The sequence below is a fragment of the uncultured Duncaniella sp. genome, from assembly GCF_910578445.1.
In the GTDB taxonomy this organism is placed as follows: domain Bacteria; phylum Bacteroidota; class Bacteroidia; order Bacteroidales; family Muribaculaceae; genus Duncaniella.
This window is the reverse complement of sequence record NZ_CAJTQC010000003.1, coordinates 122,769-145,293: the sequence shown is the minus strand read 5'-3', so window position 1 is coordinate 145,293 and position 22,525 is coordinate 122,769. Positions and strand designations below refer to the sequence as shown.

The window sequence follows — 22,525 nt, the reverse complement described above, 5'->3', positions numbered from 1 at the left end:
AATCATAGCAACAAACATATTAAAGATATGAAACCTATCCGCTACATTTTCTCAATCCCCCTGATGCTTTCGGGGCTGAGCCTCTTTGCGGCCAAGGAATTGCCCGCATATATGGACGAAAGTCTGCTGATGGAGCAGCGAATTGAAGACGCTCTCGCTCGCATGACCACACAGGAAAAGATTAATATGATACACGCACAGGGAAAGTTCTCCTCTCCCGGTGTCCCGCGTCTCGGCATTCCCGACTTGTGGATGAGCGACGGTCCTCACGGAGTGCGTGCGGAAATCAACTGGAATGACTGGGGATATTCAGGACGGACCAACGACTCGATTACAGCATTCCCTGCTCTCACAGCTCTGGCTGCGACATGGAATCCGACTCTTTCGTTCGAATATGGCAACGCTCTGGGCGAAGAGGCTCTGTATCGCGAGAAAGATGTGATGCTCGGACCGGGTGTCAACATCTACCGTACACCACTCAACGGACGTAATTTCGAATACATGGGCGAAGACCCCTATCTTGCATCCGTCCTCGTCGTGCCATACATCAAGGGTATGCAACAGAACGGTGTCGGTGCGAGTGTGAAGCATTTCGCGCTCAACAATCAGGAAATATGGCGCGGCCATATCAATGTCAACCTTAGCGACCGTGCGCTCCATGAAATCTATCTGCCTGCATTCAAGAGTGCCGTAATAGACGGTGACAGCTGGACCATCATGGGTGCTTATAACAAAATCCGTGGACAGCACGCGTGTCACAATGAAATGCTACTCAACAAAATCCTCAAAGAAGACTGGGGCTACAAAGGTGTTGTGATGACTGACTGGGGTGGCGCGCACGATACAAAGGAAGCCGCGCTCTACGGACTTGACCTCGAAATGGGATCGTACACCAACGGCCTGACATCTGAATCGGAATTTACGACCGATGACTATTACATGGCACGCCCTTATCTCGAAATGCTTGAAAAAGGCGAAGTCCCGATGTCGACACTCGACGACAAGGCGCGCCGCATGCTGCGCCTCAACTTCCTCACGGCCATGAAGCGCAACAAGCCGCTCGGCTCTATAGCTTCACCCGAGCATTATGCCGTGGCTGAGCAGATTGGCAACGAGGCCATAGTCCTTCTCAAGAACTCGCCTGTCGTCAAAGGCGGAAATCCCCTCCTCCCACTCTCCCCTGATGTAAAGTCGATACTCGTTGTCGGAGACAATGCCACACGCGACCTCATGAAAGGCGGTGGCTCGTCGGAACTGAAGGTCAAGGACAACTTCACTCCCCTCGCAGGGCTGCGCGCACTCTATGGCGACAAGGTGAAATATGCTCAGGGCTACCGTGCCGGCAAGCCGATGTACTCCCATGTCGAGCAGATTCCGGCCTCTGTTCAGGATTCACTGCGCGCCGAAGCCGTGGCCATGGCCAAAGATGCCGACGTGGTTATAATGGTCGGCGGACTCAACAAAAACCATCTTCAGGACTGTGAGGCAGGAGACCGCGAGAGCTATGCCCTCCCCTTCGGACAGCCTGAGCTTATCGAGGCGCTCCGCGCTGCCAACCCCAACCTCGTCGTACTGCTCCTGAGCGGCAACGCCGTCGAAATGCCTTGGGCATCGGAAGTCCCGGCCATCGCGCAGGCATGGTATCTCGGTTCAATGGCCGGAAAGTCAATCGCCAATGTTATCAGCGGCAAGGTAAATCCGTCGGGCAAGCTCCCATTCTCCTTCCCCGTCCGACTCGAGGACAACGGTGCTCATAGTTTCGGCGCAATCGCCTATCCCGGCGACTCAATCAATCAGGAATATCTCGAAGACATCCTCGTCGGCTACCGCTGGCACGACACCAAGAAGATTCCGGCGCGCTATCCGTTCGGCCACGGTCTAAGCTACACGTCATTTGACTACGGCAAACCCGTCGCATCAGCCAAGGCCATCAACGAGGGAGAATCGCTCACCATCACAATCCCTGTCAGAAACACCGGTGACCGTGAGGGCAAAGAGACTGTCCAGCTCTATATCGGTGACGACAAAGCCTCTGTCCTCCGACCGTTGAAAGAGTTGAAAGGCTTCGAAAAAATTGACCTCGCACCCGGCGAAGAAAAAACCGTCAATTTCACAATCACCCCCGATGCTCTGAAATTCTACGACGACAAAACCGCATCATGGGTTGCCGAGCCCGGCAAATTCCGCGCCTACATCGGCTCATCATCAACCGATATCCGCGCCACAGTCCCCTTCGAACTGAAATAACAATCTATAGATTCCACTACTGAGAATCCCGATATTGATTTACAATATCCCCCCACAACAAAGCCGGAACGCTAATTTTTGAGCGTTCCGGCTTTTTATTTTTTGAAAATTTGGAGAAATGTATCATATAAACAGTTACTATGGAGCATATATCCGTCTTACGTAAAACTGTCTACGAGCCTCACTGCATCGGTTTGAGGGTGCGGATGCCGGGGCGGTTGTGGAGAGTGGTGGCAGCGAAGAGTCCGGCATCCTCGGCTGTGTAGCTTATGAAATAGCGCTCCGCTCCCATGAAGTCGAAGATGAATGTTGCGGTGTCGACCACCTCGATGTCGCCGGGACGACCGGCGACAGTGCGCTCCCTGACGGTCACGTCAAACCCGCGCACCTCCACAGCAAGGCTCACCGCTCCGCTGCGTGTCATTCCCGCAATGCCGTGGCGACGGAGCACGACCGTACCGTCGTCGCAACAGATAAATTCTATGGCAGGAACATCGGGCGTGTCGGAAAGCGTAAGCATCCCGGGAAGAAGATATTGACGCGCAGGACCGCGCTCCCCTCCCTTTGCAGAAAAAGCGACAATGGCAGCGGCAACAACGGCTGCTATCACATAAAATTCAACGCTGTCAAACACAGCAAGCATAATGAAAAGTGTATCTAACGAATCCATGACCCACAAAATTAACAAGCTTTCGCCAAACGAGCAAACAGCCTCGGTGAATTAAGTGTTAATGAAATATACACCCACGTTCAACCACCCACATAAAGTCGTCAATTATGTTGTTAAGCGCACTAATCCCTTCCAACCGGGTCGCCCAATGGCTGCTTGTCCATATCCACCGTCTGCTTGACGCCGTAGGGCTTGAAAAAGACCAGACTGCCGAGGAAATCATCTATGCGGCCATAATAGTCTGCCTCGCACTATTCATCGGATGGGCCACCAGAAACTTAGTCCTCTACGGAGTAAGAAAATTCATGCTTCTGCGCCACAGCACTGTCGGCAAGGAACTTATCGAACACAAAGTGCTCAGCCGGTGCAGCCACATCATCCCTCCGCTCGTGTTGCTGGCACTTCTGCCATTCGCATTCACGTCCGAGACAGCACTGCGCGTTGTAGTGTTGCGCGGACTTCTGATATATACAGTAGCCGTGGTCTGCCGTGCCATCTGCACGGTGACGAAATTCATCTGGCTGCGCTTTGACGAGACACGCAACAGCAAGAACCTGCCACTCGGAGGCATCCTCGACACGGTCGTAGGCATAATATGGTTTATAGCAATCATAGTCTGCGTATCAATCGTGGTCAATAAATCGCCTGTCAACCTCCTCACCGGACTTGGCGCGTTTGCAGCAGTGCTGATGCTCGTTTTCAAGGACAGCATACTCGGTCTCGTGGCAGGGCTTCAGCTTTCGCAAAACGACATGCTCCGCGTCGGCGACTGGATTGTCGTACCCTCCACAATCGCCAACGGCATTGTGGTCGACGTGAGTCTTACAGCCGTAAAGGTCCAGAACTGGGACAACACTATAGTGACGCTGCCACCCTACACCCTCGTCTCGACATCTTTCCAGAACTGGCGCGGGATGACCGAAAGCGGATGCCGCCAGATAGCCCGCTCCGTAATCATTGACTCCGACACCATTGTCCCCGCAACTCAGGATATGATTTCAGAGATAGTGACGAAATACCCTATCATCAAGGCATATATCAATAAGATTGACTCCCTCGGCCACCCAGACTATAACCCCGGCCTTGCGGTTGTCAACGGCACAAACCAGACAAATCTCGGTCTGTTCAGAGCCTACATGTGCCAATGGCTGCTCAACAATCCGGCAATACGCAGCGACGAGCAGATACTCGTCAGACTTATGCCTCCGACCGGCGAGGGAATCCCGCTGCAAATATGGTGTTTCACGGCAACGACCAATTTCACGGCCTACGAAGCCATCCAGAGTGCGGTGTTCGAGCATGTAGCCGTCACTGCAATTGATTTCGGCCTGCGTCTGTTCAATGACCCGTCAGGTACAGACGTGACAACCGTGACACTCACACAACCGTCATCGCCTCAGACCGAGACTCCATCGTCAACCTCCGGACCGGCCACAGGACAATCCCAAACGCAGAAATAGCCTCAGCGCTAATCAAGTCCAAATGTGGCACGGATTGCCGAACGGATGGTCGAAGCCGGACCACGGTCATCTTTGAGAATCGTAAGAATCGCCCGTATGTATGAATCCTTGTCGTCGCGACGCAAGCCGCAAGCCCGGGCCACATGGCTCTCCGACAGCATTGTCTTACGATTATAGACCCTAAGCACCGAGTCGTAGTCACCCTCGCTGACATAGCGGCGGAAATCACGGCAATACTGCTCGTAGATTCCGCGCGGATTGATCGACTGACACAGGTCGTTGATGTGTTCCTCAAGCTTGTTGATGTTTGCAAACCGTCCGTCGATACGATGTTCGACCGTCTTTTTTACAATATGACGCGTATGCATCAGAGCCTGCTGGCGCAAGTCAGTCTCAAACAGCCGCATTATCGATTTTTTCACCTTAGCGAAAACCTCGTTCTCATCACGGCGGTAGTGACGTGCCACCGCTCTGATGACCGCTTCGATCATAAAGATATTTTCAATCTCAGCGACATTGGGCACAAATATACGCTTCTTGCGCAGATAGCTCACCTCGCCCTCATCCCTGCGGTCGCGGTCGACAATTCCACACGCATCGAGATTATGAAAGGCGCGCAGACTGTTGAACGTGCGCGTCGACTCAATCACACGGTCACATCCTCCAAGCGATTTGACCGTGTATTCACGAAATATCAGCGGATAAAGCTTCGCATCTATCGAGTTGACACCGTCGCCCTCGATAAACAACACCGGCTTGCGCGCACCGACGATGGCAAGATATACCTCATCGTTGATACCGTCGGCCGAGGTCATGAAATCGTAATCCCACTCGCCGCGTCCCGGGTCACAGCTCTTGACCCAGACCGTAGTCCCGTCGCCACGCGTCGATGCAAACGACAGGTCATGAGTGATATAGATAAACGTGCAGTCGGGACGGAGCTGCTCGATGCTGTCCCACAGCGAACGTGTGGACGACGGATGAAGCAGCAAATCGGGCGACTCGACAAAGACAACCCCACCTTCAGGAGCAAACATCGATGCCCCGATATAATAGAGCACCGCACGCTCGCCGGCCGAGAGCTTCGACGACGAATAAGTGTCGTCGGAACGGTCGCTGGCGAATATCATACGGCCGCTTTCAATCAGAATCTTATTGTCAGGAAAAACTTTCTGCCAAAGCCCTATCAAGCGGTCAAGCCTCGTTGACGGAAGGACATCGCGCTTTGCATGGCGCGCCTTTCCACGGCCCGGCCTGTTGTCATCACCCCCATCGGCCACCGGACGATACTTGAACTCAATAAGGTTTTCCATCTCTTCGTGGAGCATCAGGGCGAGCATGCGGTCAAATTCGCCCTTGATATCGGCCCTTATTATACCTGAACCGCCATCAGTGACCGAGCGGTAGAGCATATCTATCGATCCCGGCATCAGCGACTCGTCATCACGCCCGTAGAGAGCCTTTATAGCCGACATTTTAAACGCCTTGTCGCCAAGATCCTGCATCATGCGGTTAGCAAAACGGGTCTTACCCGAACCGTTTGCCCCGATAATGATAATCTGACGGTTTTCAGAAGTGTCCACCTCAAGAGGTGAAGCCCCGATGCGGGGAGGAAGGATTAGTTTCATGACGGCTTTACTGGGGGATATGGTTAGTTTGAGCGCTGGTATTCAGAAGGCGACATCCCGACGAGATGCTTGAAATACTTGCCGAACGACGACTGGTTCGGAAAATTAAGTTCATAGCTCACCTGCTGGATGTTCTTCCCTGAAAACCTCAACATGTTTTTAGCTTCAAGAATCACATAATCGTCAATCACCTCAGCCGCCGAACGTCCGAGCGATTCCTTGATGATTAGTGACAGATATTTTGGTGAGATAAACAGTTTGTCGGCATAAAACGCCACAGACCGCTCACGCAAATGGTGCTCATGGACAAGTTCGACAAAATCGTGGACGTAGGCCGAACGGCGCGAACGCGGACGCTCGGAGCTCTCGGCCGGAATCCGTCGCGATATAATCTGAATCAGCTGATAGGTCAGAGCGGCAATCACACACCGGGCAATCGACTTGGAATAATTCCTGTCGGAATTGCGGGTATTGTGATGCAGGATATTGTAATATTCCTTAAGCAGTTCGGCTTCCTCAATACTTATTTCCTGAACAGGGCTCACGTTGACTCCCGATGTCGGGACAGGAAGCGACCCAAGAATATTCAAGTCAAAATTGATGTCGCGTATGAAGTTCTTTGAAATGAACAGCACATAGCAGTCAAGTCCGCTCCAGTCTATATCCTTGACCTCAAAAAAAGAATCCGGACGAGTCACGGCTATATGGTTGGCCTTAAGGGTGGAAGGCACAAGATTCACCTCAATGTCAAGACGGCCGCCGAAACACAGCAGCCACGACATGCCGTCAAACCTCACAGGACCAACTGAAAAGTTATCGGGTCTTCGGTCTGACTCGGTGATGCGCGTGAACACGTAATCGTCGCCAAGCGTCGAAAATTCGGTAGAAAAATTCTGGAGAAAGGCGAGTTGAGAGAGCTCTACAGTCTTGCCCATTTTATTTAAAAGAAAATGTCTATGTTAACAGTTCATTACTTCACCCCACAAATTTAGCACATTTAGGCCATATCTGCCACTATTATCCAAAATTTTATCCATTTAGAGCACTTATCTGTCCATTATTACCAATTCACACAGCTATTTGGATTATTTGGCGATTATCCGTATTTTTGCACCGTAATATTTTTTCATCAAGCATCCGACACCATGGAACAAGATTTAAAAAAACGCCTCTCTCAGGACCCCGACGGGCTTCTCACATATGAATACATCGCCAACCACATCGGCGAATGTGACGATATCATGAGCGAACTGGTCGACAATATGATTCTTGTCGACCCGACAGGCCAATTCATGGTTTCAGCCGCACGCTATCTCTACGCCATCAATCCTGAGGCCTATGCCGAGCACATCTCCCGACTGATTGCAACTGTAATTGAAAAAGACCGCGAACGCCGCTATCTCCCCGATTTGATTACTGCAATCTGGGGCAGCGATTATGCCGACCACGCCGAGGAACTCGCCGCTACCGACGACAATTTCCGCCGCATCTACAAGCGCATCACACCCTCACAAGGTTTCTGAGCGCGTTGTAACCGTCATACGGGCATCAACATCACCATATATATTAACCCCCTCTTTCCAGCTACGGCCATGAACATCGTCCAGATCTTTCCAGGTAAAATATGGGGAGGTGCAGAGCAATATATCACTGATTTAGGCACTGAACTTACAGCAAGAGGCCATAATGTCAGCTACGTTTCGCTCCAGTCCGAGCCGGTTGTATCTCATTTGTCAGAAACGGGGAAAAAATGTGAGACCATTCCATTTTCATGGTCTCTTGACAGGAGTGCTGTCAAGAAGCTTGCGAAGCTTATCCGTAATGCCGATGTAGTCTGTATCCATAGCACTAAATTTGTACCTCTCACCGTACTCGCCAAAAAGAAAGCGAGTAGCAACGCCCGCATTATATTGACACGCCACGAGGCACACCGCACTCCCGCCAATCCGTTTTTCAGAAGATATTTCAGGCAGCTTGACAAGATAGTATTCGTCTCCGAAATTGCACGGAGCACATGGATGGGGTCAAACAGCTGGTTTCCGATAGAGAAAACTTGTGTGGTTCACAACAGTATTCCACCTTATGAGGCGATTCCCGTGGAATCCTTGAGAGAGAAATATGCTATAGCACCTGATACGCCACTTCTGATTTTTTCCGGCCGCGTCAGAGAATCAAAAGGATGTGGCGATATCGTCAGGGCACTTTCGATGCTCAGCTCCAAAAAATTTGCTATGGTATTCCTCGGGGCGTGTCGTCCGAAAGACTATTCCGTCAAATTGATGGAAAAAGCGACCAAAGAAGGAATTGCAGACCGCATCCACTTTTATGGTTTTACGTCTCAGGCCCGAAATCTCATGGGACAAGCTGACATCGGTCTCTCACCGTCAATCGTTCGTGACTCGTTTCTCCTGTCGAACATTGAGTTTCAACAACAAGGGATTCCGATAGTCACCACCAATAACGGAGGTCAGCCAGAATATGTCACAGACGGAGTGACCGGACTTCTCGTCAATCCCAAAAATCCGGAGCAACTTGCCGACGCAATCGACCGATTGCTTACCGACACAGACCTTCGCAACCGCATAGGCCGCGCAGGTCTCGACTACTTTAACGCCAATCTTTCCTACGACAAATTCACCGACAGAATCATAGAAGTCTATTCAGGGAAATAGGAGCAGCCATTCACTCATAAAAGCATTTACAAATCGTGAGTGGCAGCCGGTTTTTTATCGAGTTTTGGGGTGGGGTTTAGCAAAAAATCGTAACTTTGCCGGAACTATTCTAAGGTTCAATTCGTTTCCGTAATAAACACCGCTCTACGTTTCACTCATGAAATATATTATTTCAACCCTATTGCTGTTTGCCACACTCATAGGCATTAAAGCTCATAACTCAACCCCTGTAATGGAAACTAACACAACAAATCCCGGTGATGAAAAAGTGCTCCTTCACACAACATTGGGCGACATCACCATCCTCCTTTACGGCGACACTCCCCGCCACACCGAAAATTTCGTCAAGCTCGTCAAATCAGGCCACTACGACGGATTGCTATTCCACCGCGTCATCAATGACTTCATGATTCAGGGCGGCGACCCCTCATCGAAGGACGCACCTAAAGGCAAAATGCTTGGCGGAGGCGACATGCCCTACGAAATCGAGGCCGAAATCGATTTTCCGAAACACTACCATCATCGCGGAGCAATCGCGGCTGCACGCCAAGGCGACGCTGTCAACCCCGAACGCAAGTCATCAGGCTCTCAGTTCTACATCGTCACCGGCAAGAAATTCTCACCCGGCCAGCTTGACGCAATGGACCGCAAGGCAGTCATGCAGAGCAAACAGCAAGTGTTTGACCGCCTCTCGACCGAATACCGCGACAGCATCATGGCCATGCGCCGCAACCGCGACCATGCCGGGCTCGACGCACTCCGCGACAAACTCGCCGAAGAGACTGAAAGACTCACTGCCAACGACTCGACATTCTTCACACCCGAACAGCGCGACGTCTACATGCGCGAAGGTGGCACACCGCACCTCGACGGCGGTTACACCGTGTTCGGACGCGTCATTTCAGGAATGGATGTCGTAGACAAGATTCAGAAAGTAGAGACCGACGGCAACGACCGTCCGACCGAAGACGTGCGCATACTTTCGGCCACAGTGCTTCCTTGACATTTTTTTGCGCTAATAAGGGAAAGGTTCTCGTAATTTAACCCTACCTTTGCAAAATCACACGACATCAATTATATCGTACTTTAGCTCAACCGTATAAAACTTCAACGTTATGGCAGAAATCAAATGTGTCGGCATCCTGACCTCGGGCGGTGACGCTCCGGGCATGAACGCCGCTATCCGTGCCGTGACCCGTTCGGCCATCTACGGCGGTCTCCGCGTCAAAGGCATCTACAGAGGCTACAAGGGTCTCATAACAGACGAGATTCAGGAATTCAAGACCCAGAATGTTTCCAATATCATACAGGCAGGCGGAACCATACTCAAAACCGCACGCAGTAAGGAATTCACAACACCCGAAGGACGCCAGCTCGCCTACGACAACCTCAAGCGTCACGAAATAGATGCGCTCGTGGTCATCGGCGGTGACGGTTCGCTCACCGGCGCACGCATCTTCGCCAATGAATTCAACTTCCCTATAATCGGCCTCCCCGGAACTATCGACAACGACCTTTTCGGAACAGACTCGACCATCGGCTACGACACCGCGCTCAACACCATCATGGAGTGTGTCGACAAAATCCGTGATACCGCCACAAGCCACGAACGCCTCTTCTTCATCGAAGTCATGGGACGCGACGCAGGTTTCCTCGCCCTCAACGGCGCGATCGCTTCGGGAGCTGAAGCAGCCATCATCCCTGAAATCTCGACCGAAGTCGACCAGCTGGCCGAACTCATTGAAAACGGTTTCCGCAAGAGCAAGAACTCATCAATCGTCCTCGTGGCCGAAAGCCCTGTCACAGGCGGAGCAATGGAACTCGCACAGCGCGTAAAGACCGAATATCCCGGCTACGATGTGCGTGTCTCTATCCTCGGACACCTCCAGCGAGGCGGATCACCGACTGCCTACGACCGCATACTCGCATCGCGCATGGGCGCAGCCGCCATCGACGCGCTTCTTGAAGAACAGCGCAACGTGATGATCGGCATCCGCAACGACGAGATTGTCTACGTCCCCTTCTCAAAGGCAATCAAAAACGACAAGCCCATTAACCGCGAACTTCTCGAGACACTCCGCCGCCTGTCAATCTGACATGGCACACCTTCAATCCCGCATCCGCTTAACCACCGGCATCACAGCCACCATCAACTCAAAACCATGATAGAAGTCACAGACATACATAAAAGCTTCGACAAACTCCAAGTCATAAAAGGTGTGTCGCTTTCCATCAATGACGGCGAGATGCTGGCCATAGTCGGGCCGAGCGGTGCAGGCAAAACCACGTTGCTACAGATAATCGGCACGCTTGAGCGTGCCGACAGCGGCAGCGTGAAATTTGACGGAGAGGAAATCACAGGACTGAAAGACTCGAAGCTCGCACGATTCCGCAATCGCAACATGGGCTTCGTCTTTCAATTCCATCAGCTCCTGCCCGAATTCTCGCTCGAAGAAAATGTAGCGCTTCCGGCCCTCATCGGCGGCACAAAGCGCAACGAGGCTTTCAGTCATGCACGCAAACTCCTCGACGAGCTCGGACTCGGCAACCGCCTTGACCACCGCCCCTCACAGCTGTCGGGCGGAGAACGACAGCGCGCCGCTGTGGCCCGCGCACTCATCAACGACCCTAAAGTCATACTGGCCGACGAACCGACAGGCAGTCTCGACAGCCACAACCGGGAAGAACTTTACAAACTCTTCTTCGACCTGCGCGACGCAACCGGCAAGACGTTTATCATCGTGACCCACGACGACACATTCGCACTCAAAGCCGACCGCGTAATCCACATGAAGGACGGACTTATCGTCTGACCACAAGCATTCAGACCCGCATTCATCAACAACCCCATCACCCAAACTACAGACCAATCCGATGTCACAAACCGCATACGTCAAACACCTCGTGCCGTCATTCCTACTGGCCATTCTCACATCATTCGTTCTAACATCATGCAACGATGACGACGGAATTGACGGGCCTGTGGAAATAGCACTGTGGGACATCGTGACATATGAAGGCAAGGGCAGCGACGGGAAAGGCTCTGTGTTCACTCTGCGACAGGTCGACGACTCCCCGCTCGTAACGCTGACATCGACATCGGGCCTGCAGGACATTGAAGCGCCGACTCGCCTCATGATACGCTACATCCCTGAAGGCGGTGAAGCATATGTCTCCGACCGCATACAGCTTCTTGGCGCATCAAAAATAAACACGGGAGAAGCCGCGACAGAGTGGAAGGATGACTACGACAACTGGAACCGCGACAAGGTCTTTCTCTACAGCGCATGGCGCACAGGGACCTACATAAACTTCCACCTGCGTCTGACCTATTCGACAGAACCGCGCATCTTCAACCTTGTGCTTGACCCGGACACCCGTCAATCGGAAACCCCTGAATTCTATCTTGTCCACATAATGGCCGAAGAAACCGACTACCACGACCGCGCCTATTTCGCGTCGTTTGATATCGGTGAGATATGGAATGACCCGAAGACAAAGGGCGTAAAAATCCATATTGCAGACACAAACCTCAATAAAGACATTTTTACATTCTATAAGAACAATTAACCATTTCGAGTCGCTTAACGATTTCATTGACGGTATTTTATAGAATTTACACAATTGTCTGATTAATGTGCAAATGGTTAAAGTTTTATTAAATCGGCCTTTAAACAAATATTTATCTTTAAATTTGTGTTGAAAAAGTATGTTTTCAACAACGAGGCATCCACATTCATCCCTCCCCGGCCTCATTTTTCAATTAATCGCAAAACGATATGGCAAAAGTTATAGGAGCAGTTGACATAAACCGGGAGCGTTGCAAAGGTTGTGACCTATGTGTGGTCGCCTGCCCCTGCGATGTCCTTAAACTCCAGCCCAAGGAAGTTAACGACATGGGATACCACTTCGTAACCGACGAGAATCCTGACAAGTGCATCGGCTGTGCCGCATGTGCCACAGTGTGTCCCGACGGCTGCATTACCGTGTATCGTGTCGTGGAAAAATAGCCTGTTCCTTTCCTTCTCCCCCCTACACAACCACACACTAAACAAAACACCTTCAAAAAATAAAAACAAGGCGTAAGACGCCCGACATAATATGGAAGAAGAAATCAGACTGATGAAAGGCAATGAGGCAGTCGCCCATGCAGCCGTGCGCTACGGCGTCGACGGCTATTTCGGCTACCCCATCACCCCTCAGAGCGAAATTCTCGAAACCCTCGAGGAACTTATGCCTTGGGAGACTACGGGCATGGTCGTATTGCAGGCTGAGAGCGAGGTTGCCGCCATCAACATGGTCTATGGCGGTGCTGCCACAGGAAAAGCCTGCATGACATCATCGTCAAGCCCCGGCATAAGCCTCAAACAGGAAGGCATCTCATATATCGCCGCCGGCGAACTTCCGGCCCTCATCATAAACTGCATGCGTGGAGGTCCCGGCCTCGGCACGATCCAGCCATCGCAGGCCGATTATTTTCAGGCGACCAAAGGTGGCGGCCACGGAGACTATCATCTCATAGTCCTCGCGCCGGCATCGGTTCAGGAAATGGCCGATTTTGTCGGATTAGGCTTCGACCTTGCATTCAAATACCGCACTCCGGTCATGATGCTTGCCGACGGAATTGTCGGGCAGATGATGGAAAAAGTAGTCCTTCCTCCCCAACGTCCGAGACGCACCGACGAAGAAATCGCACTCCAGTGTCCTTGGGCCGTCACAGGAAAGCCTGCTTCACGCAAACCGAACATCATGACCACTCTTGAGCTTGACCCGGTGGCCATGGAGCGCAACAACATCCGTCTGCAGGAAACCTACAGTCTCATTCAGGCCAACGAATGCCGCTTTGAAGAACATGGCACGGAAGACTGCGAATATCTGATTGTCGCATTCGGTTCTGTCGCACGAATCTGCCAGAAAGCGATGGAAGAAGCCCGTGGCATGGGCATTAAGGTCGGAATAATCCGCCCGATCACACTCTGGCCCTTCCCCTCGGAAGAAATCAAACGCCTCAGCAAAAAAGTCAAATCAATACTTGTGGTCGAGCTTAACGCAGGCCAGATGATTGAAGATGTCCGTCTGAGCCTTGAAGACAGCATCCCCGTCAGCCACTACGGACGCATGGGAGGCATCGTCATGGATCCCTCCGACGTGCTCGAAGCACTTAAAAACATAATCGAAAAGTAAGAGCGTCATGACACCCGAAGAAATCAAGCAATCAGCCAACATAGTCGAGACAAAACCACGTCTGCTCAACGACAACACGATGCACTATTGTCCGGGATGCTCACACGGAGTAGTCCACAAACTCGTGGCGGAAGTCATCGAGGAAATGGGTGCTGAACATATAGCCATCGGCATCGCCCCGGTCGGGTGTGCGGTCATGGCATATAACTATGTGGACATCGACTGGATCGAGGCAGCCCACGGACGTGCGCCGGCCATTGCTACGGCGGCCAAACGCCTTAACCCTTCGCGCCTCGTATTCACATATCAGGGCGACGGCGACCTCGCTGCCATCGGAACTGCCGAAACAATCCACGCCGCCAACCGTGGCGAAAACATAGCCATAATCTTCATCAACAACGGCATCTACGGAATGACAGGCGGGCAGATGGCTCCGACCACCCTCGAAGGGCAGGTAACATCGACCACCCCCTACGGACGACGTGTCGAACTCAACGGCTATCCCCTGCGCATCACCGAGATTCTTTCAATGCTCGACGGAACTTGCTACGTCACACGCCAGAGCGTCCACACCGCACCTGCCGTCCGCAAAGCTAAGAAAGCCATACGCAAGGCTTTCGAGAACAGCATGGCCGGACTCGGTACTTCCGTAGTCGAAATCGTCTCGACATGCAGCTCCGGATGGAAGATGAGCCCCGAGAAATCCAACAAATGGATGGAAGAACACATGTTTGCCAAATATCCGGTCGGCGACCTCAAAGACACTACTGACGGACAGCCCAGCTGACCCATCGGACAAAAAAGTTGATACCAACGCTTATGAAAGAAGAAATCATCATAGCCGGATTCGGTGGACAGGGTGTCCTCTCGATGGGCAAGATACTCGCATACGCAGGTCTGATGGACGGCCTTGAAGTGACTTGGATGCCTGCATACGGCCCGGAACAGCGTGGCGGCACTGCCAATGTGACCGTAATCCTGTCGGATGCTCCGATCAGCAGTCCGGTGCTCAACTCCTATGACACCGCTGTGATTCTCAATCAGCAGAGCCTCGACAAGTTCGAATCAAAAGTAAAACCCGGCGGCACTCTCATCTATGACCCCTACAGCATCCACCACGCTCCTACACGGACCGACATAAAAGTAATCCCGGTTGAGGCGATGGAGGCTACGTTCGAACTACCGTCAAGCAAGGCATACAACATGGTGCTCCTCGGCGCGCTACTTAAAGTAAGAAACTTAGTCCCGGTAGAAGCCGTCATGAAAGGTCTGAAAAAGACTCTTCCCGAACGCCACCACCGTCTGCTACCTGTCAACAAGGAAGCAATTCTCAAAGGAATGGAACTCCCAAAAACTGTCTGAAACAGACATCAAAAGAATAAAACCAAGACACCTCTGCCACACAATCTGAATTCAGTGTGACAGAGGTGTCTCTGTTTTATCTCACATTCGTTCAGCCGTTGGTCTGCCCCATCATCATGTTTGCGACTGTCTGGCTATATTGCCGTCCGACAGGAAGAGTCACTCCCGAAACAAGCAAAACATTCTGCCGAGTGAAACTCTTTATCTTGTCGACCGCAACTATATATGACCTGTGTATTCTCACAAAACCATCGGATGGAAGCATAGCCCCGAGATTTTTGAGAATCACACGCGAAATCGTACACACACCACCAGTCCGGAATATCTTCGAATAACCCTCCATCGCTTCTATATAGATTATATCCTTGACGGGGATGGATATATTGTTATATTCCTGCTTCACGACTATCGTACTCTCATTTTTCTTGCTCCTGTCGTATCCAATACGCCTCATGGCTTTCGACACTGCTGTCGAGAACCGGTCAAACGAAAAAGGCTTGTGCAGATAATCGATAGCATCGAGGTTAAAACCGTCGAGGGCATAGTCAAGGAAAGCCGTCGTGAAAATGAAACAAGTCTTCGGCGGAAGCTCCGACGCAATTTTCAGGCCGTTAATCCCCTCCATCTCTATATCAAGAAACGCAAGATCGAAATTTCCTCCCCTGATGGCCTCCAGACCGGCCTCAGGATCGGAATAGACCTCAAGCTCAATACCTCCAAGACGTTCACAGAACTTCGAAATGACATTGAGAGCCAGAGGTTCGTCATCGATGGCTATACATCTGATTTTATCATTCATGACAATTGTATTTTCATATAAACATTAAACAGACCTTCGTTCTCATCGGCCGTCAGCACGTAGCGGCCGGGAAAAAGGCTGTCGAGTCGCGCACGGCAATTTTCAATGCCTACCGGCTGATAGCGCGACTCACCACGCCGTTTCATGACGCGGTTCTCTGTCCGGAATTCAAGCAGACCATCCTTCATGGTCAGTTCGATTGAAACGGAGCAATCCTTATTTGCCGATATACCATATTTAAACACGTTTTCAAGGAAAGTTATCATTATCATCGGCGGAATCTGCGCATTTTCATCGTCCACATCACAGCGCCAGTTCACCGAAGTATGGTGATTCAGACGGAGTTTCTGAAGGTCGATATAATTGTTGATATAAGCAATCTCCTCCTTGAGAGCCACCTTATCGTGCCCCACACCGGTGTAAGTATATTTTACAATGTCTATAAACTTTATGAAAGCGTCCTCGGCTTTTTCGGAAGTCCCGATTATCAGGCTATAAATCGAATTCAACGTATTGAAAAGGAAATGAGGGTTAATCTGAGCCTTGTAAACAGCCAGTTGCGCATTGTTTTTCTGGAATTCGACCTCCTTTTTAAGCAGAAGCTGATGATAGAGTTCCTGAATGAACGACATCGAGACCGCATAGCCCATCACGAGCGAACACATCAGCCATACAGTCTGCGAAAGACTTGACGCCTGTATCCTGTGATAGAGTTCGGTCAGAGAGGAAGCGTTGAAAGTGACCTCCGGCAGACGATAGAGGGTCAGGATGTAATCACAGCATATCAGCACTCCTATGATGAGAGCGATAAAAACATATTTCCTTTCGATAAAAAGCTTAGGAATGTTAAAAAGCCTTATTATGAAATACGAGACATAAAGCCATGCTATCAGCAGATAGGTAAACTCAGGCGAATAATCTATCCAATAGCCCATCGAGCCAAGCACAAAAATAATCGGGATGAATACAAGACAGAATATAATGTCTATTATACGTCCGATTCTCTTTTCAAGAAATTTCATATGAGTCAGATTGTAAGAACTATGCAAAGTTAGCTCTTATGAACGACCTCCGCAAGCAATGCCACTGCCGTTCATTAACACTTTCATGCAGTCTATTTACACATGCTTTGACGTGAGGTAAATACCACATACATTTGCTGTCGTTTTTTACATTTGTCGCAGATTACGGAACATATTCCCGTTAATATTTGTTATGAATTAACAAAACACATTTGCATTCACATTTGTACACGACATCTGAAATTCATCAATATGAAATCATCACTGTTATTCTTATCACTGCTGCTTTTAAGCTCCATATTCATTTCCGCGCAATCCACAGCGATGCCTGACGACATTGACATTGAAACCGATGCCGATGTTTCCGTCAGCGGACCGATGTCCGACAATTCGTCACGACGCATCTCCGGCAAGGTTGTCGACGAAAACGGCATGCCGATTATCGGTGCTTCCGTCTCAGTCGTACAGGATTCACTCAACACAACAGTCACCAATATCGACGGTCGCTTCAAACTTCTTATCAATGAAGAAAAACCGACCATCAGGATTTCATATATAGGATATGAGACCGTAGAAATACCTGTGCTTAACGGGACTACGGAGTATGCTATCGCAATGACTCCGAGCCAGTCACTGCTCGACGAAGTGGTGGTCATCGGCTATGGAACTCAGCGTAAGGTAAATCTGACAGGCTCTGTCGCCTCAATAGGCAAAGCATCACTGGCCGACCGCCCGTTGACCAATGCCACCAACGCGCTTGCCGGTCTTGCTTCAGGCCTGACTGTCACCAACAGCGGTGGCAATACACCCGGCTATGAGGCCCAGACCATCAGAGTGCGTGGAATCGGCACACTCAACGATGCCGCTCCACTCGTGGTGGTCGACGGAATGACCGGAATATCCATCAGCGACATAAATCCGCAGGATATCGAAAACATATCTATCCTTAAGGATGCCGCATCGTCGGCCATCTACGGTTCGCGTGCGGCAAACGGCGTGATACTCATCACCACACGCCGCGGAGTCGAAGCCGCTCCACGTCTCACATACAGCGGTAACGTATCGTTTGAGAAAGTGGCAAAGCGTCTCAACCTCGTCACCGACTATGCCGACTTTATGGAAATCCAGAACGCAGGTCTTGTCGCCAACGGACAGGCTCCCCGGTTCTCGCAGGGCAAAATAGACGAATGGCGCAACGATGCCGGACGCAATCCGACCATTTATCCCAACACCGACTGGCAGGACCACATCTACCGTAATCCGTCAGTCGTACAGAACCATAACCTGTCTGTCACAGGAGGTGGACGCAGAGTGCGCTACAATGTGTCGGTGGGCTACGTCGACAACCCCGGCATGATTTACTACACCGACTATAAGCGCTATCAGCTCAACAGCAATCTCGACATCAACATCAAGCCTTGGCTGAGTGTCGGAGCTAACATTTTCGGATATATCGACTCCAACAATCCTTCATCTGAAAACGCTGCGGCCGGAGGCGACGTGATTTTCGGTTCAGGAGCGTTCAATACCGTTCCGGGCATGACTCTCTATGACCCCGAGACAGGTCTCTACGGAGGTATCCAGAATCCCGAAGAGGAAAATGTCAGCAATTTCAACCCCTACCGCCGCCAGTGGTTCTACAAGACCGATTTCCCGACCAAGACCCGCCGCACGGTCGCAAAGCTCCATGCCACCCTGCGCCCGATAAAAGGGCTGACTATCGAAGGATCGTTCACATACAACTACTGGACTCGCCGGGTGGAGCAACATCTCACCGACCGCAATCTCTACCGGTTCACATTCGACGGCCCTGTACTCATCCGTGAAGGCAAGGTCCGCACATACATCCGCCGCTACAACTACGCCAACAATTTCCGTTCGTCGGATCTCACAGCCACCTACAATTTCAAAATCTCGCACCTGAGCGGAACTGTACTCGCAGGCATGAGTCAGGAATATGACAAGAATGAATACGAAAGCTTCCTGCGCTACGACCTGATTGACGACTCTCTCACATCAATCGACGCTGCCACCACTAACGGCCCGATAAGAGGAAATTACACCGAATGGTCCATGAGATCATATTTCGGACGCGTCAACCTCTCGTGGGACGACAAATATCTCCTTGAAGCCAATCTCCGCGCCGACGGCTCATCAAAATTCGCACCCGGCCACCGCTGGGGTTACTTCCCTTCCGTTTCCGGCGCATGGCGAATCTCGGAGGAACACTTCATGAACCCTTCACGCCAGTGGCTCGACCAACTTAAGATACGCGCTTCATACGGTTCGCTCGGCAACAACGCCACCACAAGCTACTACATGTACCAGTCGCTTTTCGCAACCACCGGCTACATCCTCAACGGCAACATCGCAGGCGGTTTCGCCCAGACTGTCCTCTCGAACCCGGCTCTTACATGGGAAAAGACCTACATGACAAACTTCGGTCTTGACTTCGCAATGTTCAACAGCCGACTGAACGGTTCTATTGACATCTACAACAAAGACACTAAAGGCATCCTCATCTCCCTCCCCGCTCCGCTCGAACACGGCACGAGTGTTGTCCCCAACCAGAATGCAGGCGAAGTGCGCAACCGTGGCTTCGAATTAGACATCCACTGGAACGACCGCATAGGAAACGTAGCCTACACCGTGGGATTCAACATGGGTTTTGTCAAGAACAAAGTCCTGAAATTCCAAGGCGACATCGCCTCGATCGACGGAGTCTACAAAACGCAGGAAGGGAAACCGATACGCCAGCTCTACGTGATGAAGGTCGACCGCATTGTCCGCGACGAAGCCGATATGGCCTACGTACAGTCACTCGTCGACAACAACCCGAACTATTTCGCCACCTACCAGCGTCCTGAACTCGGTGACTTCCTCTATGCCGACACCAACGGCGACGGCAGTCTTGACAGCAACGACCGCATCGAGATGGGCGACGGTCCGCTCCCGACATTCACCTACGGCGGCAATATCGGACTCAGCTGGAAGAATTTCGACTTCAGCATGCTGTTTCAGGGTGTAGGCGACTATAAGGTCTACTACAACAATCAGGCGTTCCGCTTCGTGACCGTCATGGGCCAGTCGCTTAACAAAGACATCACCGACAACGCATGGACTCCCGAAAATCCATATAACTCGATCTATCCGATTCTCCGCAACAACTCCAACGGCAAAAACAACATCGCAAGCAACGCATTCGTCCACAACGCAGCCTATTTCCGCTGCAAGAACATACAGCTCGGCTACACCATCCCGTCGGAAATAACAAAGAAATTCTCCGTGCAGAATCTCAAGGTCTACACCAGTATCGACAATCTGTTCACCATCACAAATTTCCCCGGACTCGACCCGGAGGTCGGAGCTACGGTGGGCTACCCGACAGTGCGCCAGTATTCGGTCGGCCTCAACGTGACATTCTGATGCCATCCGTATCTCAAGCCTACTGCAATCCAAACCTATCACCATCAACCACTCTATTCTGATTCAAAATATGAAATTCAACATATCACTCACAGGTTCGCTTATCGCACTCGCCATAGCCATGAGTGCGTGTGAGACACTCGACTTCACTCCAGCCGACCAGATGTCGGGACAGACATTCTGGAAAACCGAAAAGCATGCCCGTCAGGCCGCTGTCGGAATGTATGCAGCCATGAAAGCTCCTTGGTGCTTCGGCATGGAATTCACCTTCGACATGTGTAGCGACATCGCCGACGGCACATCGCCTTGGGCTGACATCTCACGCGGCTCGTCGTTCGCATCAAACAGCTCCGGCGTACAGAACCACTGGCAATATCTCTACGAGCTCGTCCACAGGACTAACACCGTCATCCGCAACGTAGCCACAATGCCGATAAGTCAGGAAACCATCGACCGTGTGACAGGCGAAGCAAAATTCCTCCGCGCAATGGCCTATTTCCGCATGCTCAACTGCTGGGGCGGAGTGCCGTATTACGACGAAAGCTGTGACATCAACAAGGAATTCGCGACTCTCAACTCACCTCGCAGCAGTGCCGATGAAATCCGCGGCCACATACTCGACGACCTTACAGAAGCTATCGAGAAACTGCCAGTGAAATGGGATGACGCCAACCTCGGACGCGCGACGAAAGGCGCTGCCTATGCCCTCCGCGGAAAAGTCTACCTCTACAACCGCCAGTGGGATGAAGCCGCAAGCGATTTCGAAGAAATTGTCTATAACCGCACTAACAACTACGGCTACGCGCTCCACGACAGCTACGACAATCTGTTCCGCCTCTACAACGGAGCACACAGCGATGAGATGATTTTCTCCATACAGTCAATCGACGGCAACACCGCAGGCCATGCTCTCGACATCGTGTCGTATTTCGGCAACAAGTCGACCATGCGTCTCATTGCCGGAAACGCGATAGTCCCCTCCACCACCCTCGCCGATATGTATGAGAACACCGACGGCTCACCTTTTGACTGGGACGACGTTTTCCCCGGCTTCAATTCGGGCGACGAGACTTTCCGCCGCAAATGTCTGAGCGTGGCAATCGACCAGAGCAGCACCGTGGTGACAAGCACACTTGACTGCGACACGACCAAGGTCATGGACGCATACCGTCTGCGCGACCCTCGCCTCTGTCTCAACATCATCACCCCCTACTCGCACTATCTCGGCACTGATGCCGCATCCAATCCGATGGACAAGCAGTTCGTGCTTGCCGATCCGACCAAGGGTGGCGCTCCGATGGAGGCGATGGCATTCATCAGAAATTCCGAAGGCTGGAACTCTTATTTCTGGCGAAAATGGATTCCGACCGGCAACCTCGACGGATACTGGGGCGAATATAACCGCACTCCCTACGAATTTCCGCTCATACGTCTCGGCGACGTGATACTGATGCTCGCCGAGGCCTACAACGAAAAGGGCGAACTCGACAAGGCGGTGACCGAGGTCAACAAAATCCGCACACGCGTCGGGATGCCAGGACTCAATTCCGGAGCGACATGGCTCGCGGTCGGCTCGAAAGAGGAGATGGCCGGGCGCATCATGCGCGAACGCGCCTTCGAACTGGCCGGGGAAGGTCAGCGCTACTGGGATCTACGGCGATGGGGCAAGCTTGAGGAGTCGGTCAAAAACGCGACCGACATATACGGCAACCTGATGTACACCCGCAGCTATCAGGAGCGTCACGAACTTTGGCCGATTCCACTCGTGGAGCTTGACCGAAACAAAAATCTGACACAAAATACCGGATGGTGATTACTCCGGCGATACTATGCAATCACACTAACTCCGAGCAGGGATGGCCGACGATGGTCATCCCTGTTTTTTAGTTTCAATCCACATTTACTTTATGCCATGAGATGGCCTGACCGTTCTCCGGAAGGGGGGCGGTTTTTCTTTAAATACATTTATAATCAGTGTTTTTAACAATTTTCGATAAAACCTGACAATAGGTTCTTCCGTTATTCTAATACAAACCGAAGGTGTTACAATTCGGT

At 51.4% G+C, this 22,525-nt stretch carries 19 protein-coding genes; 14 read left to right on the top strand and 5 right to left on the bottom strand.

Translation table 11 applies throughout. The features are described from left to right. Positions 1 to 63 precede the first annotated feature (63 nt). Positions 64 to 2,247, top strand: a complete 2,184-nt coding sequence (locus QZ311_RS03015; RefSeq protein ID WP_297063813.1) for a glycoside hydrolase family 3 C-terminal domain-containing protein — start codon at positions 64 to 66, stop codon at positions 2,245 to 2,247. A gap of 181 nt (positions 2,248 to 2,428) precedes the next feature. On the opposite strand, the gene QZ311_RS03010 is transcribed toward QZ311_RS03015, so the two are convergent. Beyond that, positions 2,429 to 2,917, bottom strand: a complete 489-nt coding sequence (locus QZ311_RS03010) for a hypothetical protein (protein ID WP_297063715.1) — start codon at positions 2,915 to 2,917, stop codon at positions 2,429 to 2,431. A gap of 107 nt (positions 2,918 to 3,024) precedes the next feature. Between QZ311_RS03010 and QZ311_RS03005 the strand changes: the two genes are divergently transcribed. Beyond that, complete coding sequence (locus tag QZ311_RS03005; RefSeq protein ID WP_297063713.1) at positions 3,025 to 4,377, top strand: mechanosensitive ion channel domain-containing protein; 1,353 nt, start codon at positions 3,025 to 3,027, stop codon at positions 4,375 to 4,377. Between the two features lie 8 nt (positions 4,378 to 4,385). Here QZ311_RS03005 and QZ311_RS03000 read toward each other — a convergent pair whose 3' ends face one another. Further along, the gene (locus QZ311_RS03000) at positions 4,386 to 6,005 is read right to left on the bottom strand and encodes a DUF4435 domain-containing protein (protein WP_297063711.1); all 1,620 of its coding nucleotides are present in this window, start codon (positions 6,003 to 6,005) and stop codon (positions 4,386 to 4,388) included. A gap of 23 nt (positions 6,006 to 6,028) precedes the next feature. Beyond that, positions 6,029 to 6,940 (bottom strand): AraC family transcriptional regulator, encoded by a 912-nt coding sequence (locus QZ311_RS02995; protein WP_297063709.1) that lies wholly within the window; start codon positions 6,938 to 6,940, stop codon positions 6,029 to 6,031. Between the two features lie 210 nt (positions 6,941 to 7,150). Between QZ311_RS02995 and QZ311_RS02990 the strand changes: the two genes are divergently transcribed. The 10 genes from QZ311_RS02990 to QZ311_RS02945 all read left to right on the top strand — a co-directional run bounded on the left by QZ311_RS02990 (position 7,151) and on the right by QZ311_RS02945 (position 15,223). Beyond that, a complete protein-coding gene (locus QZ311_RS02990) occupies positions 7,151 to 7,528 on the top strand; it encodes a hypothetical protein (RefSeq protein ID WP_297063707.1) in 378 nt (125 codons plus the stop codon). A gap of 69 nt (positions 7,529 to 7,597) precedes the next feature. Next, positions 7,598 to 8,677 (top strand): glycosyltransferase family 4 protein, encoded by a 1,080-nt coding sequence (locus QZ311_RS02985; RefSeq protein ID WP_297063705.1) that lies wholly within the window; start codon positions 7,598 to 7,600, stop codon positions 8,675 to 8,677. Between the two features lie 232 nt (positions 8,678 to 8,909). Next, a complete protein-coding gene (locus QZ311_RS02980) occupies positions 8,910 to 9,680 on the top strand; it encodes a peptidylprolyl isomerase (protein ID WP_297063703.1) in 771 nt (256 codons plus the stop codon). 112 nt (positions 9,681 to 9,792) lie between these two features. Next, positions 9,793 to 10,773, top strand: a complete 981-nt coding sequence (gene pfkA, locus QZ311_RS02975; RefSeq protein ID WP_297063701.1) for a 6-phosphofructokinase — start codon at positions 9,793 to 9,795, stop codon at positions 10,771 to 10,773. A 66-nt stretch (positions 10,774 to 10,839) separates the two neighbouring features. Then, positions 10,840 to 11,490: an ABC transporter ATP-binding protein gene (locus QZ311_RS02970; RefSeq protein WP_297063698.1), complete on the top strand. Its 651-nt coding sequence runs from the start codon at positions 10,840 to 10,842 to the stop codon at positions 11,488 to 11,490. Positions 11,491 to 11,551: 61 nt separating this feature from the next. After that, positions 11,552 to 12,247 carry a NigD-like C-terminal domain-containing protein gene (locus tag QZ311_RS02965; protein WP_297063696.1) on the top strand — a complete coding sequence of 232 codons (696 nt, stop codon included), beginning with the start codon at positions 11,552 to 11,554 and terminating at the stop codon, positions 12,245 to 12,247. 209 nt (positions 12,248 to 12,456) lie between these two features. Next, a complete protein-coding gene (locus QZ311_RS02960; protein WP_297063694.1) occupies positions 12,457 to 12,687 on the top strand; it encodes a 4Fe-4S binding protein in 231 nt (76 codons plus the stop codon). A 91-nt stretch (positions 12,688 to 12,778) separates the two neighbouring features. Then, complete coding sequence (locus QZ311_RS02955) at positions 12,779 to 13,861, top strand: 3-methyl-2-oxobutanoate dehydrogenase subunit VorB (protein WP_297063692.1); 1,083 nt, start codon at positions 12,779 to 12,781, stop codon at positions 13,859 to 13,861. A gap of 7 nt (positions 13,862 to 13,868) precedes the next feature. Continuing rightward, a complete protein-coding gene (locus QZ311_RS02950; protein ID WP_297063691.1) occupies positions 13,869 to 14,648 on the top strand; it encodes a thiamine pyrophosphate-dependent enzyme in 780 nt (259 codons plus the stop codon). A gap of 32 nt (positions 14,649 to 14,680) precedes the next feature. Continuing rightward, positions 14,681 to 15,223: a 2-oxoacid:acceptor oxidoreductase family protein gene (locus tag QZ311_RS02945; RefSeq protein WP_297063690.1), complete on the top strand. Its 543-nt coding sequence runs from the start codon at positions 14,681 to 14,683 to the stop codon at positions 15,221 to 15,223. 91 nt (positions 15,224 to 15,314) lie between these two features. Here the strand turns inward: QZ311_RS02945 and QZ311_RS02940 are convergent, their stop codons facing one another. Both QZ311_RS02940 and QZ311_RS02935 read right to left on the bottom strand, forming a co-directional pair. Next, a complete protein-coding gene (locus QZ311_RS02940) occupies positions 15,315 to 16,022 on the bottom strand; it encodes a LytTR family DNA-binding domain-containing protein (protein WP_297063689.1) in 708 nt (235 codons plus the stop codon). After that, the gene (locus tag QZ311_RS02935) at positions 16,019 to 17,044 is read right to left on the bottom strand and encodes a sensor histidine kinase (RefSeq protein ID WP_297063688.1); all 1,026 of its coding nucleotides are present in this window, start codon (positions 17,042 to 17,044) and stop codon (positions 16,019 to 16,021) included. The genes QZ311_RS02940 and QZ311_RS02935 overlap by 4 nt, the downstream gene beginning before the upstream one ends. 252 nt (positions 17,045 to 17,296) lie before the next feature. Between QZ311_RS02935 and QZ311_RS02930 the strand changes: the two genes are divergently transcribed. Continuing rightward, complete coding sequence (locus QZ311_RS02930; RefSeq protein ID WP_297063687.1) at positions 17,297 to 20,470, top strand: TonB-dependent receptor; 3,174 nt, start codon at positions 17,297 to 17,299, stop codon at positions 20,468 to 20,470. A 70-nt stretch (positions 20,471 to 20,540) separates the two neighbouring features. Then, positions 20,541 to 22,283 carry a RagB/SusD family nutrient uptake outer membrane protein gene (locus tag QZ311_RS02925; RefSeq protein ID WP_297063686.1) on the top strand — a complete coding sequence of 581 codons (1,743 nt, stop codon included), beginning with the start codon at positions 20,541 to 20,543 and terminating at the stop codon, positions 22,281 to 22,283. The last annotated feature ends 242 nt before the right edge of the window (positions 22,284 to 22,525 follow it).